Origin of the sequence: Pseudomonas protegens CHA0 (assembly GCF_000397205.1) — a bacterium.
GTDB lineage: Bacteria > Pseudomonadota > Gammaproteobacteria > Pseudomonadales > Pseudomonadaceae > Aquipseudomonas > Aquipseudomonas protegens.
In genome coordinates this window covers 1,791,928-1,817,022 of record NC_021237.1, presented here as the reverse complement: position 1 = coordinate 1,817,022, position 25,095 = coordinate 1,791,928, and the positions used below count along the sequence as shown (strand labels likewise).

The window sequence follows — 25,095 nt, the reverse complement described above, 5'->3', positions numbered from 1 at the left end:
GGTTGCGCATCACAGACTAGTTGATAAGTCGTCCCTCAGGACTTTTTCCGCCGGCCGGTGGCGCGCAATTGCAGCAGGCGCATGGCGGCTTCAGCCAGCACTTGACGGCGCTCGGCCTTGTCGAGCTTCTTCCAGGCCTTGATCTCACGCTTGCTGCGCCCGCAGCCGATGCAGATGTCATCGCTGAACTTGCACACGCTGATGCAGGGATCCTTGGCAGAACTCATCCATCACCTCTGTAGGAGCCGGCTTGCCGGCGAAAAAAACCGCCAGCCATGCGCCGAGCCGGCCAGCGACTACAAGGTCAATCGTCCAGCAGGCGGCGTTCGTTTTCGATGGCTTCGGCCAGGGCCTGGGCTTCGGCCTCTTCCTCGCTCAACTGCGGCGTAGCAGGCTCCAGTGCGGCTACTGCGGCGAGCAACTTGGCCCGGGCCTCGGCCACGCCCAGCACATCATCCTCTGCTTCGACCGGCGGCTGGCCCTCGGGTTCGACCGGGAATTCATCGGGCTCATCGGCGAGGACCTCAGATTCGGTCCGGGCCTCCTCCTGCGGGAGATCCGGCACCGGCTCTTGTACCCCTCCCTGCTCCGTTTCCACCACACCATCACGGTGCAAGTCTTCGAAGTCGGTCTTGATCCCCTCCTCCATGGAATCCAGCTCCAGCAGCAGGGTATGGAAGCTGGTTTCTTCCTTGGGTTCCTCCGGCTCGGCGCTGGCATCGGCCAGTTGTTGCAGGTGCTCGGGCACCGGCGCGTCGTCGAATTCCAGTACCGGCTCGGCCTCGATCTCCCGCAGTTCCGCCAAAGGCGGCAGGTCGTCGAGGTTCTTCAGGTTGAAGTGATCGAGAAACGCCTTGGTGGTGGCGAACATCGCCGGCTTGCCCGGTACGTCGCGATACCCCACCACGCGGATCCACTCACGTTCCAGCAAGGTCTTGACGATATGGCTGTTGACCGCCACGCCACGCACGTCCTCGATCTCGCCCCGGGTGATGGGTTGGCGATAGGCGATCAGGGCCATGGTTTCCAGCATGGCGCGCGAGTAACGCTGGGGGCGCTCTTCCCACAGGCGGCCGACCCAGGGCGCGAACTTCTCGCGGATCTGCAGGCGATAGCCGGAGGCCACTTCCTTGAGCTCGAAGGCCCGCCCTTCGCAGGACTTGCCGAGCAGGGCCAGGGCTTTCTTGAAGACCGCCGGGTCCGGCCGCTCGGCTTCTTCGAAGAGCTCGAACAGGCGTTCCAGGGACTGGGGTTTTCCCGAGGCCAACAGAAAGGCTTCGAGCAGGGGCGCCAGCTCGCGGGGTTCATTCAAATTCATGATTTAAGCTCGTTATTCGGCTCGCGCCCGTACGTGGATGGCCGCAAAGGGCTCATTCTGCACCAGCTCGACCAGGGATTCCTTGACCAGTTCGAGGATCGCCATGAAGGTCACCACCACTCCCAGGCGCCCTTCCTCGGCGGTGAACAGCTCGACAAAGGGCACGAAACCGCCGCCCTTGAGCCGTTCCAGCACATCGCTCATGCGCTCGCGGGTGGACAGCGCCTCGCGGCTCACCTGATGGCTTTCGAACATGTCGTCACGGCGCAGCACCTCGGCCATGGACATCAGCAACTCTTCCAGGGCCACATCCGGCAGCAGCTTGCGCGCCCGGGCCTCCGGGGCGTCGAGTTTGGGCACCAGCACATCGCGACCGACCCGGCTCAGGCCGTCGATGCCCTCGGCGGCCGCCTTGAAGCGCTCGTATTCCTGCAGGCGGCGGATCAGTTCGGCCCGCGGATCGTCCTCTTCTTCCTCGACCTCGGCTGAGCGCGGCAGGAGCATGCGCGACTTGATCTCGGCAAGCATTGCCGCCATCACCAGGTACTCGGCGGCCAGTTCCAGGCGCACCGACTGCATCAGCTCCACATAACCCATGTACTGGCGGGTGATCTCCGCCACCGGGATGTCGAGGATGTTGATGTTCTGCTTGCGGATCAGGTATAGCAGCAGGTCCAGCGGGCCTTCGAAGGCTTCGAGAAAGACTTCCAGGGCATCCGGGGGGATGTACAGGTCCAGGGGCATTTCCATGACCGCCTGGCCGTAGACCATGGCGAAGGGCAGCTCCTGCTGGGCGCCGGCCTGGTCGTCGACGGTTTCCACTGCGGACATCTAGGCCTCGGCCATGAACGGCGCGGGGTCGCCGCAACCGACGCGGATCACTTCCGGCTCGCCGTCGGCGAGATTGATCACCGTGGACGACTCGGTGCTGCCGAAACCGCCATCGATGATCAGGTCCACCTGGTGCTCCAGCAACTGGCGCATCTCGTAGGGGTCGCTCAGGGCCTCGGTATCACCGGGCATGATCAGGCTGACGCTCATCAGCGGCTCGCCCAGCTCGGCCAGCAGCGCCAGGGCGATCGGGTTGCTCGGCACCCGCAGGCCGATGGTCCGGCGCTTGGGGTGCAGCAGCAGGCGCGGCACTTCCCGGGTGGCGTTGAGAATGAAGGTGTAGGGCCCCGGCACATGGGCCTTGAGCAGACGGAAAGTGCCCGTGTCGATCTTGGCGAACAGGCCCAACTGCGAAAGGTCGCTGCAGATCAGCGCGAAGTTGTGCTTGTCGTCCAGCTGGCGCAGGCGTCGAACCCGTTCGATTGCGCCCTTGTCGCCCATCTGGCAGGCGACGGCGTAGGACGAATCCGTGGGATAGATCACCACACCGCCGCTGCGAATGATCTCGACGGCCTGTTTGATCAGGCGTGGCTGGGGGTTTTCCGGGTGGATCTGGAAAAATTGACTCACTGTCTCTACCTGTTCAGGCGGCAATAATTGGCTCATGTTTGAACCGACACCAAAGGGGCGGCAGGTCTTCCGGGACCGGGCGATACTCACCAATCTCGGACCAGCCTCCAGGGCCATGAAAGTCACTGCCAGCGCTGACCAGCAGTCCGAATTCACGAGCAAGGATAGCCAAACTGCCCACTTGCTCTGCAGGTTGGTGGCCATTGACCACTTCGATAGCATGACCACCGGCTTGAATATAGTCGGCAATCAAGCGGCGACGCTTGCTGCGGGTGAAATCGTAATGCCAGGGATGGGCCAGGCTGACCCAGGCCCCCGCGGCCCGCAGTGTGCCGACGGTTTCTTCCAGGGTCGGCCAGTGCTGCTTGACGTCCCCCAGCTTGCCGGCCCCCAGCCATTTGCGAAACGCCTCGGCGCGATCCTTCACGAAACCGGCACGCACCAGGTAGTCGGCAAAGTGCGGCCGCGCCGGTGCATTGCCGCTGTCCCCCAGTTCCTGCTGGATCGCCCGGGCGCCTTCCAGCGCTCCCGGCATGCCCTTGAGGGCCAGCTTGCGGCTGATCTCCTCCGAACGCAGCCAGCGGCCTTCGTGGAGTTTTTCGATGGCTTGCACCAAAGCCGGGGCCTGGGTATCGAAGCCGTAGCCCAGCACATGGATAGTGGCGCCGCCCCAGGTGCAGGAAAGCTCGACGCCATTGACCAGCTGCATACCCAGTTGCTGCGCCGCCTGGCGCGCTTCGTCCAGCCCCTCGAGGGTGTCGTGGTCGGTCAGGGACAGGATTCGCACGCCTCTCTCGTACGCACGCGCAACCAGAACCGCGGGCGCCAGGGCGCCGTCGGAGGCCGTGCTATGGCAGTGCAAATCAACATTCACAGGACGATAAAACCTCAAGTCAGCTGGCGCTTTCGCTACCAAGGATGTTTGTTATTATGCCGGGACATCCTGCTTCTGGCTGCCACTGTGAAACAATTCATCGACTTCATCCCGCTGTTCCTGTTTTTCATCGTCTATAAAATTGATCCCCGCGTCGTCGACCTTGCCGGTCACGAAGTCACCTTGGGCGGCATCTACAGCGCCACAGCGGTGCTGATCATCAGTTCCCTGGTGGTGTATGGCGCCCTGTTCATCTCCCAGCGCAAGCTGGAAAAAAGCCAGTGGCTGACCCTGATCGCCTGCCTGGTCTTCGGCAGCCTGACCCTGGCCTTCCACAGCGAAACCTTCCTTAAATGGAAAGCTCCGGTGGTCAACTGGCTGTTCGCCCTGGCCTTCATCGGCAGCCACTTCGTCGGCGACCGCCTGCTGATCAAGCGCATCATGGGCCACGCCCTGACGTTGCCAGACCCGGTATGGACCCGCTTGAACATCGCCTGGATCGCCTTCTTCCTGTTCTGCGGCGCCGCCAACCTGTTTGTCGCCTTCACCTTCCAGAGCATCTGGGTCGACTTCAAAGTCTTCGGCAGCCTGGGCATGACCGTATTGTTCCTGGTGGGCCAGGGTATCTACCTCTCGCGCCACCTGCATGACGCCGATCCCACCACCCCGAAAACCGAGGACTGACATGCTTTACGCAATCATTGCCACAGACGTCGCCAACTCCCTGGAAAAACGCCTGGTCAACCGGCCGGCGCACCTGGAGCGGCTGCAAGTGCTCAAGGATCAGGGGCGCGTGGTACTCGCCGGCCCGCACCCGGCGATCGACAGCAATGACCCGGGCGCGGCCGGTTTCAGCGGCAGCCTGATCGTCGCCGAGTTCGACTCCCTGAGCGCCGCCCAGGCCTGGGCCGACGCCGACCCGTTCGTGACCTGCGGCGTCTACGCCCATGTACTGGTCAAGCCGTTCAAGCAATCGATGCCGTAAATCCTCCCGGGTGCGATGAACCTTCGCGGTTCATCGCGCGCTCAATCGCTCATTATTCTCGTTTGACTGCCGACAACCTGCCCAACACTCGATTGGAATCAGGAGTTTCGATGCGCCAAGGTCCGCTGTGCCTGCTGTTGGTCATGTTGTCGATCGGGGCTCCAGCCCTTGCCGAGGAAACCCAGGACACCGGCCATTCCACGCCGCTGTCCCTGAGCGCCGGCAGTCAGATCACCGAGTTGCAGCAACGCTTGAAAGAAAGCGAGCGCCTGCGCGATGAACTGAGCAAACAATTGCAAAATACCGATGCCGAACGGGAAAGCCCCCAACTGACCCGCTTGCGCCAGGAGAACCAGCGCCTCAAGCTGCAGCTCAAAGAGGCCCAGGCCAACCCGGTACCCCGCCTGTTGACCGATCAACAGCAGTGGTTCGTCACCGGCGGCGGCGTGGCCCTGCTGGCCCTGCTCTGCGGGATCTTCGCCAGTGGCGGGCATCGCAAGCGTCGACAATGGCTAAATTGAGAGATTCATGAGCGACCTGTTACTGATTGATGATGACCAGGAGCTGTGCGAGCTCCTGAGCAGCTGGCTGAGCCAGGAAGGTTTTCTGGTGCGGGCCTGCCACGATGGCCTGAGCGCCCGTCGCGCCCTGGCCGAAACGGCGCCGTCAGCGGTGGTACTGGACGTGATGCTGCCCGACGGCAGCGGCCTGGAGCTGCTCAAGCAACTGCGCAATGAGCACCCCGACCTGCCGGTGCTGATGCTCTCGGCCCGTGGCGAACCCCTGGACCGCATCCTCGGCCTGGAACTGGGTGCCGACGATTACCTGGCCAAGCCCTGCGACCCCCGTGAACTCACCGCCCGCCTGCGTGCCGTACTGCGCCGCAGCCATCCGGTGGCGGCCTCCAGCCAGATGGAACTGGGCGACCTGTGCTTCAGCCCGCTGCGCGGTGTGGTCAACATCGACGAGCAGGACATTACCCTGACCGTTTCCGAAAGCCGCCTGCTCGAAGCCCTGCTCAAGCAACCGGGCGAGCCCCTGGACAAGCAGGAACTAGCGCAGATCGCCCTGGGCCGCAAGCTGACCCTGTATGACCGCAGCCTGGACATGCATGTCAGCAACCTGCGCAAGAAGATCGGCCCGCACCCCGACGGCCGTCCACGGATCGTCGCCCTGCGCAGCCGCGGCTACTACTACAGCCTCTGATCCCGATGTGCCCTGGCAGATATGTCAGGGCCGTGAAATACCTTCTTTACCCAAGCTTTACCCTCCGCTGACTGCCGCTGACCTTGATCTGGGTAACCTGAACTCATCCGGAACTTACCGGGAATGAGACAAGGAGATACACCATGCGCAAGACCCTGATCGCTCTGATGTTCGCCGCCGCCCTGCCAACCGTGGCCATGGCCATGCCGGAAGGTCACGGCCCGATGGGCCCCATGGACGGCCCTCGGCACAGCGAGCACATGCGCGGCAAAGGCCCTTTCAGCCAACTGGACCTGAGCCGTGAACAGCGCCAGCAGATCGGCAAGCTGATGGGCGAGCAAATGCACGACCGCAAGGCCGTGGTGGAAAAGTACCTGGAGAAACTCTCGCCGGCCGACCAAAAAGCCATGAAGGATGAGCTGACCGCCAAGCACCAGAAAACCCAGGCCGATATCCGCGCCCTGCTCAAGCCAGAGCAGCAGAAAGAGTTTGACGCCATCGTCAAGAAACAAGAGGAGCGTCGCGCCGAATGGGCCGAGTTCAAGGCCTGGAAAGCGCAGCAACCGCAAAAAGCGCAATAATGCGTTAGCGTCCACCCCCAGCCCAGTGGCCTCCCCCCACTGGGCTTTCGCGTTCGAGGAGTTCCTGTGCGTTCATTGTTCTGGCGCATCCTGGCCAGCTTCTGGCTGGCCATCACCCTGGTTGCAGGGCTGTCGATCCTGCTCGGGCACATGCTCAACCAGGATGCCTGGATCCTCAGCCGTCACCCCGGCCTCAACAGCCTGACCGAGGAATGGACACAGACCTACGAGAACCAGGGCGAGGACGCTGCCCAGGACATCCTCCAGCAGCGCAAGCGCCAGTACCACATCGATGTCCAGGTGCTCAACGAGAGCGGCGACCCAGTGGTTCGCGGCACCTTCCCGCGCCGCGCCGCGGCCTTCGAAGCCCGGCAGAACAATGACGACCGGCACCTGCCCTGGCGCCGCCTGACGGCGGAATACACCAGCCCGAAAACCGGCGACACCTACCTGTTCATCTATCGCATCCCCCATCCGGAACTGGACGCCTGGCACCGCGACAGCCTGACCTGGCCCCTCAGCGCCCTGGCCATCGCCCTGGTGGTGCTGACCCTGTTCAGCCTCCTGGTCACCCTGTCCATCACTCGTCCCCTGAGCCGCCTGCGCGGCGCGGTACACGACCTGGGCCAGGCCACCTACCAGCAGAACAGCCTGGCGCGCCTGTCCAACCGCCGCGACGAATTCGGTGTACTGGCCCGGGACTTCAACCGCATGGGCTCGCGCCTGCAGAGCCTGATCGGCAGCCAGCGCCAACTGCTGCGGGACGTGTCCCACGAACTGCGCTCGCCCCTGGCCCGCCTGCGCATCGCCCTGGCATTGGCGGAACGGGCCGCCCCCGAAGAACGGGAAAAGCTCTGGCCGCGGCTGACCCGCGAATGTGACCGCCTGGAAGCGCTGATCAGCGAGATTCTGGTGTTGGCCCGGGTCGATGCGGACAACGCCAGCGCCGAAGAAGTGGACCTTAACGCCTTGCTGGTCGCCGTGCAGAAAGACGCGCAACTGACCTGCCCGGAACAGCCGGTGCTGATAACCGCCCCGCCACAGCTGCACCTGCGCGGTTGGCCGACCATGCTGGAGCGGGCAGTGGACAACCTGCTGCGCAACGCTCAGCGCTTCAACCCCGCCGGGCAAGCGATCGAAGTCACGGCCCAACGCCAGGGCGAGAAGATCCAGATCAGCGTGCGCGATCATGGACCCGGCGTAGAAGCCGAGCACTTGAGCCAGCTGGGAGAGCCCTTCTTCCGCGCCCCGGGGCAAAGCGCTCCGGGCCATGGCCTGGGGCTGGCCATCGCCCGCCGCGCCGCAGAGCGTCACGGTGGCAGCCTGCTGCTGGCCAACCACCCTCAGGGCGGATTCATCGCCACCCTGGAACTGCCCCTGGTCCCCGGCGCCGTGGTGCAGGCCTGAACGCAATGCGGGCAAGCCGCTGCCGCCGGGTCCGGCAACAGCGGGCTTGCCCGCGAGGTACACAGCGTTAGAAGAGGAAAATCAGGCCTTGGCAGTCCAGGCGCTGACGAACTCGGCGGTATCGACCTTGGGGGCGATCCGCGGCTCATTCAGCGGCGTGCCAAGATACAGGAAGGCAATGATCTCTTCGCCGTCCTCCAGGCCCAGGCCCTTGGCTACATGGGGCGAGTAGGACAACTCGCCAGTACGCCACACCGCGCCGATCCCCTGGGCGTAGGCCGCCAGCAGGATACCGTGGGCCGCGCAGCCCGCTGCCAGCAACTGCTCGCTCCTGGGCACCTTGAAGTGCTCCTGCAAACGGGCGACCACCACAACCACCAGTGGTGCGCGCAGGGGCATGGCCCGGGCCTTGTCCAGGGCCGCCTGGGTCACTTCGCCGCCCTGCAGCTGTACCGCCTCCACCAGCAACTCGCCCAACTGCTCGCGTGCCGCACCTTCGACGGTAAGGAACCGCCAGGGGCGCAACTGACCATGATCCGGCGCGCGCAGGGCGGCGGCGAACAAGGCTTCGCGCTGCGCGGCGCTAGGCGCGGGCTCCACCAGGCGCGGCACGGAAACACGGTTGAGCAAAGCGTCGAGAGCCTCCATCGGCCACCTCCTGAAAAAAATGTCCGGCCATTCTAGCGGGATCTGCCGGCCGGGTGCCGGTTTACATGCCCTGCCCCGCAGGTAGAATGGGCGCCCTTCATCTACCAGCCCGAGCGGAACACATGGCGTTGCCGACCTTAAGGATCATTGGTTTCATCATCGGCATCTTCCTCATCACCCTGGCGATCGCCATGGTGGTGCCGATGGCGACACTGGTGATCTTCGAACGCACCGGCGACCTGCCGTCCTTCCTCTGGGCCAGCATGATCACCTTCATCGCCGGCCTGGCCCTGGTGATTCCCGGCCGTCCCGAACATATTCATCTGCGCCCCCGCGACATGTACCTGCTGACGGTCTCCAGCTGGGTGGTGGTGTGCATCTTTGCCGCCCTGCCATTCCTGCTGACCCAGCACATCAGCTACACCGACTCGTTCTTTGAAAGCATGTCCGGCATCACCGCCACCGGCGCCACGGTGCTCAGCGGCCTGGACAGCATGTCGCCTGGCATCCTGATCTGGCGTTCGATGCTGCACTGGCTGGGGGGTATCGGCTTTATCGGCATGGCGGTGGCGATCCTGCCGTTGCTGCGTATCGGTGGCATGCGCCTGTTCCAGACCGAGTCTTCGGACCGCTCGGAAAAGGTCATGCCGCGCTCGCACATGGTGGCGCGCCTGATTGTCGCCAGCTACGTCGGCATCACCATCTGCGGCAGCCTGGCCTTCTGGTGGGCCGGGATGAACATCTTCGACGCCATCAACCACGCCATGTCGGCGATCTCCACCGGTGGCTTCTCTACCTCCGACGAATCCCTGGCCCACTGGCAACAACCGGCGGTGCACTGGGTGGCGGTGGTGGTGATGATCCTCGGCAGCCTGCCCTTCGCCCTCTATGTGGCGACCCTGCGGGGCAATCGTCGGGCGCTGATCAAGGATCAGCAGGTCCAGGGCTTGCTGGGCATGCTCCTGGTGACGTGGCTGGTGCTCGGCACCTGGTACTGGTGGACCACCGACCTGCACTGGCTGGATGCCCTGCGCCACGTAGCGCTGAACGTGACGTCGGTGGTCACCACCACCGGGTTTGCCCTGGGCGACTACAGCCTGTGGGGCAACTTCTCGCTGATGCTGTTCTTCTACCTGGGATTCGTAGGCGGCTGTTCGGGATCGACTGCCGGCGGGATCAAGATTTTCCGCTTCCAGGTTGCCTATATCCTGCTCAAGGCCAACCTCAATCAGTTGATCCACCCCCGGGCGGTGATCAAGCAGAAGTACAACGGCCATCGCCTGGACGAAGAAATCGTCCGCTCGATCCTGACCTTCTCGTTCTTCTTCGCCATCACCATCTGCATGATCGCCCTGGCCCTGTCGCTGCTGGGCCTGGACTGGATGACCGCCCTCACCGGTGCCGCCAGCACCGTGTCGGGCGTGGGCCCGGGCCTGGGCGAAACCATCGGCCCGGCCGGCAACTTCTCGACCCTGCCGGACGCCGCCAAGTGGATCCTGTCCCTGGGCATGCTCCTGGGCCGGCTGGAAATCATCACGGTGTTCGTGTTGTGTATTCCGGCATTCTGGCGTCATTGACCGGGGCCGGCGCGGCCTGTAACCGCGCTCGGTACTCACCGGGCGTGGCATCGAACCAGCGGCGGAATGCACGGAAGAAGTTGCTCGGGTCGGCAAACCCCAGCAAGTAGGCAATTTCCAGCAAGGTCATGCGCGGCTGCGCCAGGTACTGCTCTGCCAGTTCCCGGCGGGTGTCATCCAGCAGCGCCTGAAAGCTGGTGCCCTCTTCCTGCAGGCGGCGCTGCAAGGTGCGCTGGGACAGGTGCAGCGTCTGCGCCACCATCTCGCGCTTGGGCTCCCCCTGGGGCAGCAGGCGACACAAGACCTGCCGCGCCTTGTGGGTCACCCGGCTTTCGGAGAAGCGCGCCAGGTATTCGCCGGCGAAACGATCGTGCAGCAGGGCCATGGCCTCGTTGGCGGTGGGCAGCGTGGCCTCCATGTCGGCACGCTCGAAGATCAGCGCATCAAAGGGCGCGGCAAACACCAGGGGCGCGTGGAACATGTCCTTGTAGGGTTGCAGGTCCCCGGGCTGCTCGCCCTGCAGCAACACCTTGCGCGGCTGCAACGCGCGCCCCGTCAGCCAGCCGCACAAGGCCAGGGCACAGGCCAGCGAAGCCTCGGCACTTTGCCGGGTGGGCGGTAAATGGTCGCCATGCACCGTCAGGATCAGTGCATAGCCCTCGGGAAGAAGGCGGAAACTCAAGTCAGCGCTTTCGGCAATGATCCGCTGATAACGCACCAGCCGCTGAAACCCCTCCGCCAGGGTACGACTCGACATCAATGCATACCCGGCCACGTGAAAAGACGCCGGACGCACCACCTTGCCCATGTTCAGGCCGATCGCCGGGTTGCCGGAAAGCTCGACGGCGCGCTGCCAGAGCCGGGTCATGGAGTCCTGGGTGAAGCGCGCGTCGGGATCTTCCAGGGCACCGTAGTCGAGCCCCAGCTGCTTGAACAGGGCCCGGCAATCCAGGCCGTCCATCTCCAGGGCCTTGACGATTCCCAGGGTCCAGCTTGCAGAAGTCGTTCGTTCGCTCATGAGGGGTTCTTACATGATGAGCCGCATGCTACGGCCAATTTCCCAAGGATACTAAAGTGGCGCCTATTGTCACTGGCCTGCGCCGCCAAGGACTCTAGACTCAAATAAGCTCCCCGCCGAACATCCGCCGACAGAACAACAGACACAGAGATCGCGGCCATGGAAAACATCCGACAGTTCAACAGCTTCGCCGAGTTCTACCCCTACTACCTGAGCGAGCACAGCGACAGCACCTGCCGACGCCTGCACTTCATCGGCACCAGCCTGGTGATCTTCATCCTCGCCCTGGCCATCGGCAAAGGCGCCTGGTGGCTGCTGCTGGTGTTGCCGATAGCCGGCTATGGCTTCGCCTGGGTCGGGCATTTCTTCTTCGAGAAAAACCGCCCGGCCACCTTCCAGCATCCGCTGTACAGCCTGCTGGGGGACTTCGTCATGTACCGCGACATGATCCTCGGCAAGGTGCCCTTCTAGACCCCAGGGCCGCCAGCGGCTCCCCACAGGGCCAGGCCTTGCAGACCCGCCCCATGACAACAAGAGGATGGCCGATGAACACCCATGCGCGCTTTACCCATATGCAGGACGGTACCCAGGAGGACTGGGCGATCATCGCCGCGGATTTCAGTGCCTACGCCAAGCAGTTGCCGACACGCATCCTGGCCCACCTGCAATTGCTGGAAGGCGACTTCGGCGGCTTCCCGGTGGACCGCCTGACCCATTCGCTGCAGACCGCCAGCCGCGCCTGGCATGACGGGCGCGACGAGGAATACGTGGTCTGCGCCCTGCTCCACGACATTGGCGATACCCTGGGTTCCTATAACCATCCGGATATCGCCGCCGCCATTCTCAAGCCCTTTGTCAGCCCGGAAAACCTGTGGATGGTGGAGAAGCACGGGATCTTCCAGGGTTACTACTTCTTCCATCACCTGGGCATGGATCGCCACCTGCGCGAGCAGTTCAGTGACCACCCGCTGTACCAGTACACCGCCGAGTTCTGCGCCAAGTACGACGCCGCCGCCTTCGATCCGGCCTACGAGAGCCTGCCCCTGAGCTTCTTCGAGCCCATGCTGCAACGGCTGTTCGCCCAGCCCCGGCAGTCGCTGTACAAGGCGGCCATGGAGCAGGCCAGCCCGGCCTGAAAAACGGTGGCCGGCCCAGGGCTCAGGCCGGCTCCGCGACTTTCATCCGCTCAGCCTTGAGCAGGGCCTCACGGGCCTGGGCTTCGGCCAGGCGATAGAGTTCGATGCTGCCGTCCCAGTGCTCGATCAGGGCCGTGCAGGACTCCACCCAGTCACCGCAATTGAGGTAATCCACCTCGCCCACCTTGCGGATCTCGGCATGGTGAATATGGCCACAGACCACCCCGTGCAACTCGCGCTTGACGCATTCGTGGGCAATGGCTTCCTCGAAATCGCTGATGAAGCTCACCGCCGTCTTGACCTTGTGCTTGAGGTAGGCCGACAGCGACCAGTACCCATAGCCATAACGCGCCCGCCAGTGGTTGAGCCAGCGGTTGAGGGTCAGGGTGAATTCGTAGGCCGAGTCGCCGAGAAAGGCCAGCCAGCGGTGATAGCGAGTAATCACATCGAACTGATCGCCGTGGATCACCAGCAGATGACGCCCGTCCGCAGTGACATGTACCGCCTCGTCCACCAGTTGGATATTGCCGAGAATCAGCCTGGAGTAGCGCCGCAGGAATTCGTCGTGGTTGCCGGTGACGTAGATCACCTCGGTACCACGCTTGCTCATGGTCAGCAGGCGCCGGATCACGTTGGTATGGGCCTGGGGCCAGTACATGCCGCCGCGCAGCTTCCAACCATCGATGATGTCGCCCACCAGATAGATACGATCGGCGTGATAGGCCTTGAGAAAGCGCGCCAGGTGTTCGGCCTGGCAATCCCGGGTGCCCAGGTGCACATCTGAAATCCACAGGGTCCGCACCCGTTGCTTGCGGCTGGGCTTGGCGAGTTCGGCATGGGTCATGGACGCTCTCCTGGATTTTTTGCGAGCTTGCGCCCCAGCGATTAATAGCCCATGACACAAATGCGGCAGTGCGATGACAGCGCGAAACGCCCGACCGCCGGTGTAGACTGGCCGCCTGCCAAGGAGACCGTGATGGGATCTATCCTCACTCTGCGCCACTACACCCATGACCTGATCGCCCACAGCCACGAACATGCGCAACTGGTGTTCGGCCTGCGTGGCCAGCTCGATTTCGAAGTCGAAGGCCAGGGCAGCCAGGTGCAGCAGCAGAGCTTCGTGGTGGTGCCGGCCGGCGCCCGGCATGTCTGCGGCAGCCCCAGCGGCAGCCATTGCCTGGTGCTGGACATACCCGGCGAACACTGGGTTCAGCAATCGTTGGGGGAACATGCAGAGGCCAGTCGGCGTTTGCTCGATGCGCCCCGACACCAGGTCCTGGGGCCGAGCCAGAGCCGCCTGGTCAACTGGCTGGCGGACAGCCCGGTGGACGACCCCTTGATTGCCCAGCAAGGCGCGGTCTTGCTGCTGGCCAGCCTCAATCATCGCGCCGACAGCCAGCCCCGCGAGCGCCGCCTGCCCTATGCCGCCCTGAATGCCCATATCGATCATCACGCCGCCCACCCCTTGCAGGTGGCCGACCTGGCCCGTATCGCCGGGCTGTCCGCTGCCCGCCTGCATGCACGGTTCATCGCCGAGTGCGGGGCCAGCCCCATGGAATACGTGCGACGCCGGCGCTTGCACATGGCCCTGGAACTGTTGCGCGGATCGACCTTGCCCATGGGCGAAATCGCCAGCCGCGTGGGTTACAGCTCCCAGAGTGCCTTTGCCGCGGCGATACTGCGGCAGTACGGCCACTCGCCGCGCCAACTGCGCCAAGGGGCAGACGCTAGTCCTTCGACAAAAAACGCCAGGATCGCGACAGACCAACAGGCCGCCCCGCCCGTAGACTGAGCCCATTGCCGCCTAAGGCCATTACTGCCCGTCTTGTGGTTAAGGATAAAAATGACTCCGCGTACCGCCCTTGGCGCCTTGCATATCGGTGCCCTGATGTTCGGCCTGACCGGTGTATTCGGTAAGCTCGCCGCCGCTTCGCCCGCGGTCATCGTCTTCGGCCGTGCAGCCTTTGCCGTGCTCGCCCTGGGTGTCTTCGCCCGCCTGGCGAGCAACACCCCCTGGCAGAAACTGGCCGCCACCGATTGGCGGCGCCTGCTGCTCAGCGGCCTGCTGCTGGCCGGGCACTGGGTGAGTTTCTTCGTGGCGGTGAAGGTCGCGGGGGTGGCTATCGCGACCCTGGGCTTTGCCAGTTTCCCGGCGTTCACCGTGATTCTCGAAGGCCTGATCTTCCGCGAGCGGATCCGCTTCAACGAAATGCTGTTGGTGCTGCTGGTCAGCATCGGCCTGGTGCTGGTGACCCCGGACTTCGACCTGGCCAGCCAGGCCACCACCGGCCTGCTCTGGGCCGTGGGCTCGGGCCTGCTGTTTGCGCTGCTGTCACTGAACAACCGTGCCAGCTCCGGGCGGATCCCCGCGGTGCAGGCAGCGCTCTGTCAAAACGTGGTGGTCGCCCTGTGCCTGTTGCCGGTGGCGGCTCCCGAGCTTGGCCAGGTGCGGGCCATGGACTGGCTGTGGATCAGCCTGCTGGGAATTTTCTGCACCGGTCTGGCCCACAGCCTGTTTGTCGCCAGCCTGGCAGTGATCAAGGCGCGCACCGCAGCGGTGGTGTTTGCCCTGGAACCGGTCTACGGAATTACCGTGGCCTGGTTGCTGTTCGGCGAAAACCCGACCCTGCGCATGTTGTTCGGTGGGGCCTTGATCATCGTTGCCATCGTGGTTTCAAGCCGCCTGTCGGCGGGTTCGGGCAGCAAGGCAGCCACGGCTGAAGCCGGTTCTCACTGAGTACGGTCGTTGTGACCCAGGTCGCGCTCGGGGTCTATCTGGTCGCGAACCCGCTGCTTCAGCACCTTGGCCTCGGGAAAGCCACCATCGGCCTTGCGCTCCCAGATCTGCACGCCATCGCAGGTGATGCGAAAGGCCCCGCCGGTTGCCGGCTCCAGGGACACCTTGCCCAGGTCGTCGCTGAAGGTGCTCAACAGCTCCTGGGCCAGCCACGCCGCCCGCAGTAGCCACTGGCATTGGGTGCAATAGGTGATGATCACTTCGGGTTTACGTTCAGTCATGGTACGGCCGACTCCTGGATTCAAGGGCGTCGTTATAATAGCCGGCTTTATCGCCCGCCCCGAGAACCGTAATGCGCCGCCTGCTGTCCTGCCTGTTCCTCTGCCTGCTGCCCTTGCTCGCTCAATCTGCCGAAGCGCCACGACCGAAAATCGGCCTGGTGCTGTCTGGGGGCGCCGCCCGCGGCCTGGCCCACATCGGGGTGCTCAAGGCCCTGGAGGAACAGGGCATCCGCATCGACGCCATCGCCGGCACCAGCATGGGCGCGGTGATCGGCGGGCTGTATGCCTCGGGCTACAAGATCGACGAGCTGGAAAAGCTTGCGCTGAACATCGACTGGCGACAGGCCTTGTCCGATGCCCCGCCCCGGGAAGACGTGCCGTTCCGGCGCAAGCAGGACGACCGGGATTTTCTGGTCAAGCAGAAGCTCAGCTTCCGCGACGATGGCAGCCTGGGCCTGCCGCTGGGGGTGATCCAGGGACAGAACCTGGCACTGCTGCTGGAAAGCAAGCTGGCCCACGCCAGCGATACCCGTGACTTCGACAAGCTGCCGATCCCCTTCCGGGCCGTGGCCACCGATATCGCCAGCGGCGAGAAAGTGGTGTTTCGCAAGGGCCACCTGCCCCAGGTGATCCGCGCCAGCATGTCGATCCCGGCGGTCTTCGCACCGGTGGAACTGGATGGCCGTCTGCTGGTGGACGGCGGCATGACCGATAACATTCCCCTGGACGTGGCGCGGGACATGGGAGTCGACATCGCCATCGTGGTGGACATCGGCACACCGCTGCGTTCGCGCAAGCAACTCAATACCGTGGTCGACGTGCTCAACCAGTCCATCACCCTGATGACCCGGCGCAACTCGGAGGTGCAACTGGCGGCACTGCACAAGGACGACGTGCTGATCCAGCCAGCGCTGTCGAGCTTTGGCGTTACCGACTTTGGCCGGGCCCAGGAAATGATCGACGCCGGCTACCGCGCCACCCGCATCCTCGACGCGCGCCTGGCCCGTCTGCGTCCGGCCCATGCGCTGGATGCCGAACTGACCGCTGCGCGCCAGCCCAGCCAGCGCACTCCGATCATCAGCGCGATCAAGGTGGAAAACGACTCCAAGGTCAGCGACGAAGTGATCCGCTACTACATCCGCCAGCGCATCGGCGAGCCGCTGGACCTGGGCCGCCTGGAAACCGACATGGGCACCCTGTACGGCCTGGATTTCTTCGAACAGGTGCAGTATCGCGTAGCCCACAAGGGGCAGGACAACACCCTGGTGATCAGCGCCCGGGGCAAGCGCAGTGGTACCGACTACCTGCGCCTGGGGCTGAACCTGTCCGATGACATGCGTGGCGACAGCGCGTTCAATATCGGCGCCAGCTACCGCATGAACGGCATCAACAGCCTGGGTGCAGAATGGCTGACCCGGGTGCAGATCGGTGATCAGCAGGAACTCTACAGCGAGTTCTACCAGCCACTGGATGCCGGTTCACGCTACTTCATTGCGCCCTTCATCGCCGCCGAAGCGCAGAACGTCGAGGCGGTGCTGGACAACGACCCGATCGCCGAATATCGCGTGGAACGCTACGGTTTCGGGCTCAACCTAGGGCGCCAGATCGGCAACAGCGGCGAAGTGCGTTTCGGCGTCGGCGAGGCCTGGGGCAAGGCCGATGTGCGCATCGGCGACCATAACCTGCCCAGCGAAAACTTCAACGAAGGCTACTACCAGTTGCAGTACTCCTTCGACTCGCTGGACAACGTCTACTTTCCTCACTCCGGCGAAGACATCAAGCTGAGCCTGCGCCAGTTCGAACCGAGCCTGGGTTCGGACAATCGCTACCGGCAGTGGGAGTTCAAGCTGGACAAGGCGCTGAGCAGCGGCCCCAATACCTTTGTCCTGGGCGGTCGCTATGGCCGGACCCTGGACAACGCCGACGTGGTGACGTCCAGCTTCCTGCTCGGTGGAGCTCGACAACTGTCCGGTTTCCGTCAGGACGCCCTCTCCGGGCAGAACATCAGCCTGGCTCGCGCCGTGTACTTCCGTCGCCTGACACCGCGCTCCTATCTGCCCCTGGACTTTCCACTGTACCTGGGAGGCTCGCTGGAGCGGGGCCGGGTGTGGAACAACGACAATGCCTTCGACAGCGGCTACATCAACGCGGCAAGCATCTTTCTCGGCTTCGACACGCCGCTGGGGCCGCTGAACTTCAGCTACGGCTTCAACGACGACAACCAGAAAGCCCTGTCACTGAATCTGGGCCAGACCTTTTGACAGGCACGCAAAAAACGCCCCTGGGCGCAGCAGGCTTGAATTCAGAATGGGGGAGGAACAAGACAAACCGGGGTCAGGCAACCCCGGTTGAAGGCGTCAGGATTTTTCCAGATTGGCCAGGATGCGTTCATGAACGCGAATGCAGACCCGCAGGTCTTCTTCGTCAACGCCAACGAACAGCTCATGACGCAGGGCGGTGGCGATGGTTTCGATCTGTTCGATCAAGGGCCGGGCGGACGGACAGAGAACGATTTTCTTCGCCCGGCGATCTTCCACCACCGACTGGCGCTGAACCAGGCCCTGGGTTTCCAGGCTGTCCAGCAGCCGGGCCAGGGTCGGCCCTTCTACGCCGACGCTTTGCGCCAGCTCGCGCTGAGTGGGCGCCTCTTCGAAGCGGGCCAAATGCAACAGCACCAGCCAGCGGGCCTGGGACAGGCCGAGCCCCGCCAGGCGGCGGTCCAGTTCGGCACGCCAGCCGCGAGACATATGCGCCAGCTGCATACCAAAACGGTGTTCATCGGTTAACGGCATAAAACACTCATGATCAGACTGAAAATAAAGAAAAACTAATTATTAGTCAGCTAAGCATGCCCCTTGCCCGGAGGCAAGGCCTGTAAGGGACTGAATCGTTACAACATTGACGCACCCCTTCACATTTCAAACTCCGACTCCAAGGCCGCACGCACGCAATACAGCACCCCTTCCGGCACCCTTCCGGCAAACACCGGGATAACCTCGGCCACGGGCGGCAACTCGCCCTCGCCGTCGAGGAACGCATCCTGGATCTCTCCCAGCAGGTCTTCCGGCAAGTCCAGGGCCTGCTCCAGCGACAGCTGCTGCTTGCCGATGGCTTCGGCGAGCAGGGTGTAGACGTTCTTTTCCGTGCACTGCAACTGGCCGGCGATCTGCACCGGGGTCATCCCCGCACGAGCCAGGGTGATCAGTTCATGGCGCAGGTCGGCAACCACTTTCGGCGCCTCGACACCGCCGCCGAGGACTTCGAGGAAGGCTGCGCCATAACGCTCCAGCTTGCGCGCACCCACGCCGCTGACCTCGGCCATTTCGGCCATGGAGCCGGGCTGGCTGCGGAGCATTTCGAGCAAGGTGGAATCGGGGAAAATGACATAAGGCGGCACCCCATGTTCTTCCGCCAGCTTGCGTCGCAGGGCCCGCAGCGCTTCCCACTGCTCGCGCTCCTCGCCCCGTACCAGCTGGCTGGCCTGGCTGGTGCTGCTCTTGGGGGTGGTTTGCGGCTTGAGATCACGACGCAACTCCAGGGTCACTTCGCCCTTGAGCAGCGGGCGGCAGCTGTCGCTCAGGCGCAGGCCGCCATAACCTTCCAGATCGATGTCGGCCAGGCCGCGGGCCACCAACTGGCGAAACAGCGAGCGCCATTCGCCTTCGCTGCGGGCCTTGCCGACACCAAATACCGACAGGTGCTGATGGCCGAAACTGCGGACCTTTTCCGTGTCCTTGCCCAGCAGCACATCCACCAGGTGACCGACGCCGTAGCGCTGGCCAGTGCGATAGATCGCCGACAGCGCCTGGCGTGCCGGCTCGGTGGCGTCCCAGGTCTGTACCCCATCGACGCAGTTGTCGCAGTGACCGCAGGGTTGCGGCATGTCTTCATCGAAATAGGCCAGCAGGGTCTGGCGCCGGCAACGGGTTTCCTCGCACAGGGCCAGCATCGCATCGAGCTTGTGCTGCTCAAGACGCTTGTGGCGCTCGTCGCCCTCGGAGTTCTGCAGCATCTGCTTGAGCATCAGCACGTCCTGCAGCCCGTAAGCCATCCAGGCGTCTGCCGGCAGGCCGTCACGACCGGCGCGACCGGTCTCCTGGTAGTAGGCTTCCAGTGACTTGGGCAAGTCCATGTGGGCCACGAAGCGCACGTTGGGCTTGTCGATGCCCATGCCGAAGGCAATGGTGGCCACCATGATCAGGCCTTCTTCGTTGAGGAAGCGCTTCTGGTGATAGGCCCGTAGCTCATTGGGCAACCCGGCATGGTAGGGCAGCGCGGTGAAACCCTGCTCGCAGAGAAATGCAGCCACTTCGTCGACCTTTTTGCGCGACAGGCAATAGACGATCCCGGCATCGCTGCGCCGCTCGTTGAGGAAGGCCTGCAACTGCTTGCGTGGCTGCTCCTTGGGCACGATGCGATAGAAGATGTTCGGCCGGTCGAAGCTGGAGAGAAAACGCTCGGCGTCCTGCAGGTGCAGGCGATTGACGATCTCTTCCCGGGTGCGCTTGTCAGCCGTGGCAGTCAGGGCAATGCGCGGCACCTGGGGGAACATTTCCGCCAGTTGCCCCAATTGCAGGTATTCGGGGCGGAAGTCGTGGCCCCACTGGGACACACAGTGGGCTTCATCAATCGCGAACAAGGCGATTTCCAAGCTCTGCAGAAACGCCAGCATGCGCGGCTGGACCAGGCGCTCGGGGGCCAGGTAGAGCATCTTCACTTCGCCGCGCCGGATGCGCGCGGCCAGGTCACGCTGCTGCTCGGCGCTGAGGGTGGAGTTCAAGGCTGCCGCCGCGACACCGAGTTCCTCCAGGGTCGCAACCTGGTCGTCCATCAGCGCGATCAGCGGCGAAACCACTACCGCCAGCCCTTCGCGAAGTAGCGCCGGGACCTGGAAACACAGCGACTTGCCACCACCGGTGGGCATCAGTACCAAGGCATCGCCGCCGCTGGCCACGCGCTCAATGATCGCACCTTGGCGACCACGGAAACTGTCGTAGCCGAAGATGTCCTTGAGGACGCGTTGAGCCTGTTCGAGCATGAAAAACTCCAAAAATCGCTGAAATCCCTGGGGGCAGACTGGACGAAAAGCCGGCACGCTTCACCGACATTTGCGTTAGCGGACTTGTCCGGAGCGGACGGCCAGCCTGCAGGGCATCACAAAACGCGCGAGTATACCCGACCCCTTCCCGGCAGAGGGCACCGACAATGGACCGCTGGTAACCTTTAGAACCGCTCAAATCGGCACCGCGGCTGGCTTGAGCGCGCAAGAAAGCCTAGAATTCAGCATCGTTTATTCCCCAAGGTAGCCGTCAATGTCCTTCGCTGAGCAACTAACCCGCCTGCAAGTCTTCCTCGATGCAGATGATCTGCACGACGAGGCGCTGGACTACGTGGCCGCTCACGGCTACCTGACCGCGCTGTCCATCTGCTCGGAAAGCGTTCCGGACCGTGAATGGATCGACGCCCTGTTCGCCGAAGAGCCGCACTACCGTGACGACGCCGAACGCGAAGCCATCGAGTCGACCCTGCTGGCCCTCAAGGCGCACATCGCCCGCCAACTGGCTTCCGACGAAGAATTCGAGCTGCCCTGCGAACTCGACCTGGGCGAGGACCCGGACGACTCCGACCTGCGCGGCTGGTGCATCGGCTTCATGGAAGGCGTGTTCCTGCGTGAAGCGGCCTGGTTCGAAACCGCCGAGGAAGAAGTCAGCGAGATGCTGCTGCCAATCATGGTGGGTTCCGGCCTGTTCGACGAACAGCCGGAGTTCTCCGACATCGCCAGCGATGCCAACCTGATGGACGACATGATCGTGCAGATCCCGGAAGCGCTGACCGCGCTGTACCTGCTGTGCAACGCCCCCGACGAAAAACCTGCACTGCTCAAGCCGCGCCACCACTGAGTCGTTGCCTATGGCCAAGCCCATAGGCCAACGCCCCATGCTATGGCGTTACGTTCTGCTGGCCATCGGCTGGTCGAGCGTAGCGCTGGGGGTAGTGGGCATCTTCCTTCCTGTATTGCCTACCACGCCTTTCCTGCTGCTGGCAGCCGCCTGCTTTGCCCGTAGCTCGCCACGCTTCTACCAATGGCTGGTGCAACACCCGCGCCTGGGTCCGTGGATCCGCGACTATCTCGACGGCAACGGCATTCCGCTCAAGGGCAAGGTCTACGCCATCGGCCTGATGTGGTTGAGCATCGGCTTCTCCTGCTACCTGGTGCCATCGCCCTGGGCCCGGGGCTTCATGCTGACCAGCGCAGTGCTAGTGAGTCTCTATATCCTGCGGCAGAAGACCCTGCGGCGCTCCTGAAGGTTTGTGGGGTGGCCGGCAAGCGCGGGGCCACCGCGCACCATCACCGCCTGCGGCAGCGGCTCCAGATTCGGGAGCGGTCAGGATTTGGCGTGGTTGCGCTGGTAGGTGTCTTCGCCCATCGCGGCAATCTGCCCTTCGATCAGGGCCTCGAAAGGCCGCAACAGCGGCTCGAACGAAGCAGGAGCTTCAAGTACCTGCAATGCCTGAACGATCGCTTCCACAGTGGACAAGGCTCCCGGCCCCGGGGCCTTGCGCAGGCGATAGCGAGACTCCACCCCAGTCGCCAGGGTCACCCTTGGCAGCGCCGCCAGCAACGGATTGAGGTGCAGCAACTTGCGCGCCTTGCGCCAGGTGCCGTCGGGCACCACCAGCAGCAGCGGTGCATCCGTCTCGGCATAGGCCTGCAATGGCCGGGCATCATCCGCCGGGAACAGCAGGCATGCTCGATATCCGGGCTGGTCGAGCAACGCCGGCAGCTCCTCGAACACCTCCCCCACCACCAGTTCGGCGTTGTTCAGCCCCAACGCCGCCAGACGTGCGGTGTTCAAGGCATGATTGACCTCACTGGGATGCTGCAACAACAGCACTCGGGTGCGGCTGGGTAGCTGCGGAATCAGCGGGCACAGACAATGGCCCGCAGGGCGCAGGCAACGCTCGCAGCGTGCTCGAGACATGGGACCTCCTTATGACTGGTTGAGCTGCGCCTTGAGCAGGTCGCGAAAGGTCTGGATCAGCGGCTCTCGACCGCGTCCGCGACGCATGATCATGGAGAACGGCGCCTGGTAGCCAAAGGTTGCAGGCAGCAGCACCCGCAAGTCGCCCTTGTCCGCCCAGGCCTGGGCGTAATGTTCCGGCAGGTAGCCGATGTAGGCGCCGGACAGCACCAGGATCAACTGCGCCTCCATGCTCTCCACCGTCGCCGCACTGTGCTTGAAGCCGTGTCGAGCCAGTTCGGCCTGGCTCCAGTAGCCGCGGCCGACCATGCGTTGCTGGGTGATCACCTGCTCGGGAATGCGCCGCTCGCTGTACAGCGGGTGACGGTTGCTGCAATACAGCCAATGCTGCTCGCGGTACAGCGGCATGTACACCAGGCCGCTCATGCGCGTGGAAAAGGCACCGATGGCCAGGTCCAGGCGATTGTCCTGCACCCCCAACTGCAACTCGTGGGGGCTCATCACCGACAGGTGCAGGTGCACCGCCGGATGCTCCTGGCTATAGGCGCCGATGGCCTCGGCGAACGGCAGGGCCTTATCGCTCACCGTGGAGTCGATCACCCCCAGGTTCAGGGTCCCGCGAAGCTCGCCCTTGAGGGCTGCGGCGTACTGTTCGAAACCTTCCAGCTCGCCCAGCAGGCGCAGGGTTTCCTGGTGGAACAGCTCGCCCTTGCTGGTCAGGCTGAAACCGCCCCGGCCACGGTGGCAGAGCACCAGGCCCAGGGATGCCTCCAGCTGGCTCATGTAGGTGCTAATGGCCGAGGTGGAAAGATTGAGTTCGTGCTGGGCGTTGGCGAACCCCTGATGCCGCACCACGCTGACGAAGATGCGCAATAGTTTCAGATCAGGTAAAGCGTTGGCCATGACAGGCTCCGATAACAGGCAAAACGACAACGTCCCTGCGGCGAGGGTGCGGGTTCTCGCCGAGCGGCAAAGCAACCCCGACGGCCTCCATGCCCGCTTTCAATCCAACCCGGCAACCCGGATAACGGTGGCTGCACCACCGGACGGGAGCAAGCTCCCTCGCCACCAAGGGCCTGGGGAGCAGCGCGGGAGTCTAGCGCGCCATCGGCCATTAGTTTAGAAAAATCTGAACTAAGTATTTGTTCGTAGCGATTCTTTCCCCGCACTACATTTCGCAGAATCGGCCCCACTCGGTTGCTCGGGCAGGATTCGCTGCGCCGTCGACCCCATAAATATAAAACAACGATGAGGCCTATCCCGTGGACAAGATTCTCCACCAACCACTGGGCGGCAACGAAATGCCGCGCTTCGGCGGCATCGCCACCATGATGCGTCTTCCCCATCTGCAATCCGCTGCCGGCCTGGACGCTGCGTTCGTCGGCGTGCCCCTGGACATCGGCACCTCGCTGCGTGCCGGCACCCGTTTCGGCCCGCGGGAAATCCGTGCCGAATCAGTCATGATCCGCCCTTACAACATGGCCACCGGCGCTGCCCCGTTCGACTCGCTGTCGGTGGCCGACATCGGCGACGTAGCGATCAACACCTTCAACCTGCTGGACGCGGTGCGCATCATCGAAGAAGCCTATGACGGCATCCTCGAACACAACGTGATTCCCCTGACCCTGGGCGGCGACCACACCATCACCCTGCCGATCCTGCGGGCCATCCACAAGAAACACGGCAAGGTCGGGCTGGTGCACATCGATGCCCACGCCGATGTCAACGACCACATGTTCGGTGAGAAGATCGCCCACGGCACCACCTTCCGCCGCGCCGTGGAAGAAGGCCTGCTGGACTGCGACCGCGTGGTGCAGATCGGCCTGCGCGCCCAGGGCTACACCGCCGAAGACTTCAACTGGAGCCGCAAGCAGGGCTTTCGCGTGGTCCAGGCCGAAGAATGCTGGCACAAATCCCTGGAGCCCTTGATGGCCGAAGTCCGCGAGAAAGTCGGCAACGGCCCGGTGTACCTGAGCTTCGACATCGACGGCATCGACCCGGCCTGGGCCCCAGGCACCGGCACCCCGGAAATCGGTGGCCTGACCACCATCCAGGCCATCGAGATTGTCCGTGGCTGCCAGGGCCTGGACCTGGTGGGCTGCGACCTGGTGGAGGTTTCGCCGCCTTATGACACCACCGGCAATACCTCGCTGCTGGGCGCCAACCTGCTGTACGAAATGCTCTGCGTGCTGCCTGGCGTCGCCCATCGCTGAGACTCAGCACATGCTGCGCGCCGCCAGACCGTTTGCGGCGCAAAGCGGTACTACCCGCTTCATCTTTACCCCGTCCTCGACTGCTGTTGCGCAATGCCTGCCAGGCATTAGCCGGCCGATGACGGGCCAAGGATGGTTCCGAGGTGCGGTGACGCATCCCGGACAACGCCGTCGTCCGCCCACAAGGGGACGGCGCCGGATTGACTCATGACGTAGCCACGAAGCTGCGCATGCAAGGGGAGCAAGACTTCAGCCAGGAACGCGAAACCATTGGGTCTCGCACAAAACAACAAGGCCTCTGGCTGGCCTGTCACAACCATTTGTCCGCTGTGCCGGAAGGGCTGCCACCCCCTTAGCCAATGTGATCGGAGCAGATCATGAATAACAACAAAGAAAAAAACCCTAGCAACATCGCAACCAACAGGATCGGACAGATCCTCGAGCACCAGCGCGACACCAGGCCTTGCGACCTGTTTCGCCTGCCCCCCGGCCTGGCCAGCACCGCCATCACCACTCTCGAAACTGCGCACTCCAGCATGGCCAGCCGCTGTACCAGCGGGCTGCTGGCAAGTCGCGCGCTACTGCCCGGATAACCTCCTGGAGCGGCCGGCCTCGCGATAGAGCCCCTGGGTCTTGCACAAGACTTGACCCCGCCTTCGCTGAGCAGCCA

At 63.6% G+C, this 25,095-nt stretch carries 29 protein-coding genes and 1 pseudogene; 17 read left to right on the top strand and 13 right to left on the bottom strand.

Going from position 1 to position 25,095, the window contains the following annotated elements:
• Positions 1 to 35: 35 nt before the first annotated feature.
• The 5 genes from PFLCHA0_RS08170 to PFLCHA0_RS08150 form a co-directional block, all read right to left on the bottom strand.
• Positions 36 to 227 carry a DUF1289 domain-containing protein gene (locus tag PFLCHA0_RS08170; RefSeq protein ID WP_011059938.1) on the bottom strand — a complete coding sequence of 64 codons (192 nt, stop codon included), beginning with the start codon at positions 225 to 227 and terminating at the stop codon, positions 36 to 38.
• 77 nt (positions 228 to 304) lie between these two features.
• Entirely contained in the window at positions 305 to 1,318 is a 1,014-nt protein-coding gene (gene scpB / locus PFLCHA0_RS08165; RefSeq protein WP_015634610.1) for an SMC-Scp complex subunit ScpB, read from the bottom strand.
• A gap of 12 nt (positions 1,319 to 1,330) precedes the next feature.
• On the bottom strand, positions 1,331 to 2,029 hold the full coding sequence (locus PFLCHA0_RS08160; RefSeq protein WP_172621758.1) for a segregation and condensation protein A: 699 nt from the start codon (positions 2,027 to 2,029) through the stop codon (positions 1,331 to 1,333).
• A 120-nt stretch (positions 2,030 to 2,149) separates the two neighbouring features.
• A complete protein-coding gene (locus tag PFLCHA0_RS08155; RefSeq protein ID WP_041120586.1) occupies positions 2,150 to 2,779 on the bottom strand; it encodes an L-threonylcarbamoyladenylate synthase in 630 nt (209 codons plus the stop codon).
• Between the two features lie 13 nt (positions 2,780 to 2,792).
• A complete protein-coding gene (locus tag PFLCHA0_RS08150; protein WP_011059934.1) occupies positions 2,793 to 3,653 on the bottom strand; it encodes a PHP domain-containing protein in 861 nt (286 codons plus the stop codon).
• 87 nt (positions 3,654 to 3,740) lie between these two features.
• On the opposite strand from PFLCHA0_RS08150, the gene PFLCHA0_RS08145 reads away from it, so the two are divergent.
• The 6 genes from PFLCHA0_RS08145 to PFLCHA0_RS08120 all read left to right on the top strand — a co-directional run bounded on the left by PFLCHA0_RS08145 (position 3,741) and on the right by PFLCHA0_RS08120 (position 7,832).
• Positions 3,741 to 4,337, top strand: coding sequence for a septation protein A (locus PFLCHA0_RS08145; protein WP_011059933.1), 597 nt, complete (start codon positions 3,741 to 3,743; stop codon positions 4,335 to 4,337).
• Position 4,338: 1 nt separating this feature from the next.
• Positions 4,339 to 4,638, top strand: coding sequence for a YciI family protein (locus PFLCHA0_RS08140; protein WP_015634605.1), 300 nt, complete (start codon positions 4,339 to 4,341; stop codon positions 4,636 to 4,638).
• A gap of 110 nt (positions 4,639 to 4,748) precedes the next feature.
• The gene (locus PFLCHA0_RS08135) at positions 4,749 to 5,159 is read left to right on the top strand and encodes a hypothetical protein (protein ID WP_015634604.1); all 411 of its coding nucleotides are present in this window, start codon (positions 4,749 to 4,751) and stop codon (positions 5,157 to 5,159) included.
• Between the two features lie 7 nt (positions 5,160 to 5,166).
• Positions 5,167 to 5,844 carry a response regulator transcription factor gene (locus PFLCHA0_RS08130; RefSeq protein ID WP_011059931.1) on the top strand — a complete coding sequence of 226 codons (678 nt, stop codon included), beginning with the start codon at positions 5,167 to 5,169 and terminating at the stop codon, positions 5,842 to 5,844.
• Positions 5,845 to 5,987: 143 nt separating this feature from the next.
• Entirely contained in the window at positions 5,988 to 6,425 is a 438-nt protein-coding gene (locus PFLCHA0_RS08125) for a Spy/CpxP family protein refolding chaperone (RefSeq protein ID WP_015634603.1), read from the top strand.
• Positions 6,426 to 6,491: 66 nt separating this feature from the next.
• Positions 6,492 to 7,832, top strand: a complete 1,341-nt coding sequence (locus tag PFLCHA0_RS08120; RefSeq protein WP_015634602.1) for a sensor histidine kinase — start codon at positions 6,492 to 6,494, stop codon at positions 7,830 to 7,832.
• 81 nt (positions 7,833 to 7,913) lie between these two features.
• On the opposite strand, the gene PFLCHA0_RS08115 is transcribed toward PFLCHA0_RS08120, so the two are convergent.
• Positions 7,914 to 8,480 carry a nitroreductase family protein gene (locus tag PFLCHA0_RS08115; RefSeq protein ID WP_011059928.1) on the bottom strand — a complete coding sequence of 189 codons (567 nt, stop codon included), beginning with the start codon at positions 8,478 to 8,480 and terminating at the stop codon, positions 7,914 to 7,916.
• A gap of 122 nt (positions 8,481 to 8,602) precedes the next feature.
• On the opposite strand from PFLCHA0_RS08115, the gene PFLCHA0_RS08110 reads away from it, so the two are divergent.
• A complete protein-coding gene (locus PFLCHA0_RS08110; RefSeq protein WP_041752016.1) occupies positions 8,603 to 10,057 on the top strand; it encodes a TrkH family potassium uptake protein in 1,455 nt (484 codons plus the stop codon).
• Here the strand turns inward: PFLCHA0_RS08110 and PFLCHA0_RS08105 are convergent.
• Complete coding sequence (locus PFLCHA0_RS08105) at positions 10,014 to 11,075, bottom strand: AraC family transcriptional regulator (RefSeq protein ID WP_011059926.1); 1,062 nt, start codon at positions 11,073 to 11,075, stop codon at positions 10,014 to 10,016. The genes PFLCHA0_RS08110 and PFLCHA0_RS08105 overlap by 44 nt on opposite strands.
• A gap of 159 nt (positions 11,076 to 11,234) precedes the next feature.
• Here PFLCHA0_RS08105 and PFLCHA0_RS08100 point away from each other — a divergent pair, with 159 nt between their 5' ends.
• Together PFLCHA0_RS08100 and PFLCHA0_RS08095 are read left to right on the top strand one after the other, a co-directional pair.
• Positions 11,235 to 11,546 (top strand): Mpo1-like protein, encoded by a 312-nt coding sequence (locus tag PFLCHA0_RS08100; RefSeq protein ID WP_011059925.1) that lies wholly within the window; start codon positions 11,235 to 11,237, stop codon positions 11,544 to 11,546.
• A gap of 74 nt (positions 11,547 to 11,620) precedes the next feature.
• On the top strand, positions 11,621 to 12,211 hold the full coding sequence (locus PFLCHA0_RS08095; RefSeq protein WP_015634600.1) for an HD domain-containing protein: 591 nt from the start codon (positions 11,621 to 11,623) through the stop codon (positions 12,209 to 12,211).
• A gap of 22 nt (positions 12,212 to 12,233) precedes the next feature.
• Here PFLCHA0_RS08095 and PFLCHA0_RS08090 read toward each other — a convergent pair whose 3' ends face one another.
• The gene (locus tag PFLCHA0_RS08090) at positions 12,234 to 13,055 is read right to left on the bottom strand and encodes a UDP-2,3-diacylglucosamine diphosphatase (RefSeq protein ID WP_015634599.1); all 822 of its coding nucleotides are present in this window, start codon (positions 13,053 to 13,055) and stop codon (positions 12,234 to 12,236) included.
• 132 nt (positions 13,056 to 13,187) lie between these two features.
• On the opposite strand from PFLCHA0_RS08090, the gene PFLCHA0_RS08085 reads away from it, so the two are divergent.
• Positions 13,188 to 14,003 carry a helix-turn-helix transcriptional regulator gene (locus tag PFLCHA0_RS08085; RefSeq protein ID WP_015634598.1) on the top strand — a complete coding sequence of 272 codons (816 nt, stop codon included), beginning with the start codon at positions 13,188 to 13,190 and terminating at the stop codon, positions 14,001 to 14,003.
• Between the two features lie 51 nt (positions 14,004 to 14,054).
• Entirely contained in the window at positions 14,055 to 14,948 is an 894-nt protein-coding gene (locus tag PFLCHA0_RS08080; protein ID WP_015634597.1) for a DMT family transporter, read from the top strand.
• On the opposite strand, the gene PFLCHA0_RS08075 is transcribed toward PFLCHA0_RS08080, so the two are convergent.
• Positions 14,942 to 15,229 (bottom strand): Rdx family protein, encoded by a 288-nt coding sequence (locus PFLCHA0_RS08075; RefSeq protein ID WP_011059920.1) that lies wholly within the window; start codon positions 15,227 to 15,229, stop codon positions 14,942 to 14,944. The two genes, PFLCHA0_RS08080 and PFLCHA0_RS08075, sit on opposite strands and share 7 nt — an antisense overlap.
• 71 nt (positions 15,230 to 15,300) lie before the next feature.
• Here PFLCHA0_RS08075 and PFLCHA0_RS08070 point away from each other — a divergent pair, with 71 nt between their 5' ends.
• Entirely contained in the window at positions 15,301 to 17,490 is a 2,190-nt protein-coding gene (locus PFLCHA0_RS08070; RefSeq protein ID WP_015634596.1) for a patatin-like phospholipase family protein, read from the top strand.
• Positions 17,491 to 17,586: 96 nt separating this feature from the next.
• Here the strand turns inward: PFLCHA0_RS08070 and PFLCHA0_RS08065 are convergent, their stop codons facing one another.
• Both PFLCHA0_RS08065 and recQ read right to left on the bottom strand, forming a co-directional pair.
• A complete protein-coding gene (locus tag PFLCHA0_RS08065) occupies positions 17,587 to 18,021 on the bottom strand; it encodes a MarR family transcriptional regulator (RefSeq protein WP_011059918.1) in 435 nt (144 codons plus the stop codon).
• 119 nt (positions 18,022 to 18,140) lie between these two features.
• Positions 18,141 to 20,267, bottom strand: coding sequence for a DNA helicase RecQ (recQ, locus tag PFLCHA0_RS08060; protein ID WP_011059917.1), 2,127 nt, complete (start codon positions 20,265 to 20,267; stop codon positions 18,141 to 18,143).
• Positions 20,268 to 20,541: 274 nt separating this feature from the next.
• On the opposite strand from recQ, the gene PFLCHA0_RS08055 reads away from it, so the two are divergent.
• On the top strand, positions 20,542 to 21,129 hold the full coding sequence (locus PFLCHA0_RS08055) for a UPF0149 family protein (protein WP_011059916.1): 588 nt from the start codon (positions 20,542 to 20,544) through the stop codon (positions 21,127 to 21,129).
• Between the two features lie 10 nt (positions 21,130 to 21,139).
• Complete coding sequence (locus tag PFLCHA0_RS08050) at positions 21,140 to 21,535, top strand: YbaN family protein (protein WP_015634595.1); 396 nt, start codon at positions 21,140 to 21,142, stop codon at positions 21,533 to 21,535.
• A gap of 80 nt (positions 21,536 to 21,615) precedes the next feature.
• On the opposite strand, the gene PFLCHA0_RS08045 is transcribed toward PFLCHA0_RS08050, so the two are convergent.
• Both PFLCHA0_RS08045 and PFLCHA0_RS08040 read right to left on the bottom strand, forming a co-directional pair.
• The gene (locus PFLCHA0_RS08045) at positions 21,616 to 22,212 is read right to left on the bottom strand and encodes a tRNA-uridine aminocarboxypropyltransferase (protein ID WP_015634594.1); all 597 of its coding nucleotides are present in this window, start codon (positions 22,210 to 22,212) and stop codon (positions 21,616 to 21,618) included.
• Between the two features lie 9 nt (positions 22,213 to 22,221).
• Positions 22,222 to 23,115, bottom strand: a complete 894-nt coding sequence (locus tag PFLCHA0_RS08040; RefSeq protein WP_011059913.1) for a LysR family transcriptional regulator — start codon at positions 23,113 to 23,115, stop codon at positions 22,222 to 22,224.
• A gap of 359 nt (positions 23,116 to 23,474) precedes the next feature.
• Between PFLCHA0_RS08040 and speB the strand changes: the two genes are divergently transcribed.
• From speB to PFLCHA0_RS08030, 3 genes and pseudogenes are all read left to right on the top strand, one after another.
• Positions 23,475 to 24,425 (top strand): agmatinase, encoded by a 951-nt coding sequence (gene speB, locus PFLCHA0_RS08035; RefSeq protein WP_011059912.1) that lies wholly within the window; start codon positions 23,475 to 23,477, stop codon positions 24,423 to 24,425.
• Between the two features lie 164 nt (positions 24,426 to 24,589).
• Positions 24,590 to 24,781: pseudogene (locus PFLCHA0_RS31935) on the top strand (DUF4440 domain-containing protein); the annotation flags it as partial.
• A gap of 21 nt (positions 24,782 to 24,802) precedes the next feature.
• Positions 24,803 to 25,018 carry a hypothetical protein gene (locus tag PFLCHA0_RS08030; RefSeq protein ID WP_015634593.1) on the top strand — a complete coding sequence of 72 codons (216 nt, stop codon included), beginning with the start codon at positions 24,803 to 24,805 and terminating at the stop codon, positions 25,016 to 25,018.
• Positions 25,019 to 25,095 lie beyond the last annotated feature (77 nt).

Bases quoted from the DNA above. Each gene is read 5' to 3' on its own strand.
- PFLCHA0_RS08170 (WP_011059938.1), bottom strand. From the start codon at position 227: ATGAGTTCTGCCAAGGATCCCTGCATCAGCGTGTGCAAGTTCAGCGAT.
- scpB (WP_015634610.1), bottom strand. From the start codon at position 1,318: ATGAATTTGAATGAACCCCGCGAGCTGGCGCCCCTGCTCGAAGCCTTT.
- PFLCHA0_RS08140 (WP_015634605.1), top strand. From the start codon at position 4,339: ATGCTTTACGCAATCATTGCCACAGACGTCGCCAACTCCCTGGAAAAA.
- PFLCHA0_RS08135 (WP_015634604.1), top strand. From the start codon at position 4,749: ATGCGCCAAGGTCCGCTGTGCCTGCTGTTGGTCATGTTGTCGATCGGG.
- PFLCHA0_RS08130 (WP_011059931.1), top strand. From the start codon at position 5,167: ATGAGCGACCTGTTACTGATTGATGATGACCAGGAGCTGTGCGAGCTC.
- PFLCHA0_RS08125 (WP_015634603.1), top strand. From the start codon at position 5,988: ATGCGCAAGACCCTGATCGCTCTGATGTTCGCCGCCGCCCTGCCAACC.
- PFLCHA0_RS08115 (WP_011059928.1), bottom strand. From the start codon at position 8,480: ATGGAGGCTCTCGACGCTTTGCTCAACCGTGTTTCCGTGCCGCGCCTG.
- PFLCHA0_RS08110 (WP_041752016.1), top strand. From the start codon at position 8,603: ATGGCGTTGCCGACCTTAAGGATCATTGGTTTCATCATCGGCATCTTC.
- PFLCHA0_RS08105 (WP_011059926.1), bottom strand. From the start codon at position 11,075: ATGAGCGAACGAACGACTTCTGCAAGCTGGACCCTGGGAATCGTCAAG.
- PFLCHA0_RS08100 (WP_011059925.1), top strand. From the start codon at position 11,235: ATGGAAAACATCCGACAGTTCAACAGCTTCGCCGAGTTCTACCCCTAC.
- PFLCHA0_RS08095 (WP_015634600.1), top strand. From the start codon at position 11,621: ATGAACACCCATGCGCGCTTTACCCATATGCAGGACGGTACCCAGGAG.
- PFLCHA0_RS08090 (WP_015634599.1), bottom strand. From the start codon at position 13,055: ATGACCCATGCCGAACTCGCCAAGCCCAGCCGCAAGCAACGGGTGCGG.
- PFLCHA0_RS08085 (WP_015634598.1), top strand. From the start codon at position 13,188: ATGGGATCTATCCTCACTCTGCGCCACTACACCCATGACCTGATCGCC.
- PFLCHA0_RS08080 (WP_015634597.1), top strand. From the start codon at position 14,055: ATGACTCCGCGTACCGCCCTTGGCGCCTTGCATATCGGTGCCCTGATG.
- PFLCHA0_RS08075 (WP_011059920.1), bottom strand. From the start codon at position 15,229: ATGACTGAACGTAAACCCGAAGTGATCATCACCTATTGCACCCAATGC.
- PFLCHA0_RS08070 (WP_015634596.1), top strand. From the start codon at position 15,301: ATGCGCCGCCTGCTGTCCTGCCTGTTCCTCTGCCTGCTGCCCTTGCTC.
- PFLCHA0_RS08065 (WP_011059918.1), bottom strand. From the start codon at position 18,021: ATGCCGTTAACCGATGAACACCGTTTTGGTATGCAGCTGGCGCATATG.
- recQ (WP_011059917.1), bottom strand. From the start codon at position 20,267: ATGCTCGAACAGGCTCAACGCGTCCTCAAGGACATCTTCGGCTACGAC.
- PFLCHA0_RS08055 (WP_011059916.1), top strand. From the start codon at position 20,542: ATGTCCTTCGCTGAGCAACTAACCCGCCTGCAAGTCTTCCTCGATGCA.
- PFLCHA0_RS08050 (WP_015634595.1), top strand. From the start codon at position 21,140: ATGGCCAAGCCCATAGGCCAACGCCCCATGCTATGGCGTTACGTTCTG.
- PFLCHA0_RS08045 (WP_015634594.1), bottom strand. From the start codon at position 22,212: ATGTCTCGAGCACGCTGCGAGCGTTGCCTGCGCCCTGCGGGCCATTGT.
- PFLCHA0_RS08040 (WP_011059913.1), bottom strand. From the start codon at position 23,115: ATGGCCAACGCTTTACCTGATCTGAAACTATTGCGCATCTTCGTCAGC.
- PFLCHA0_RS08030 (WP_015634593.1), top strand. From the start codon at position 24,803: ATGAATAACAACAAAGAAAAAAACCCTAGCAACATCGCAACCAACAGG.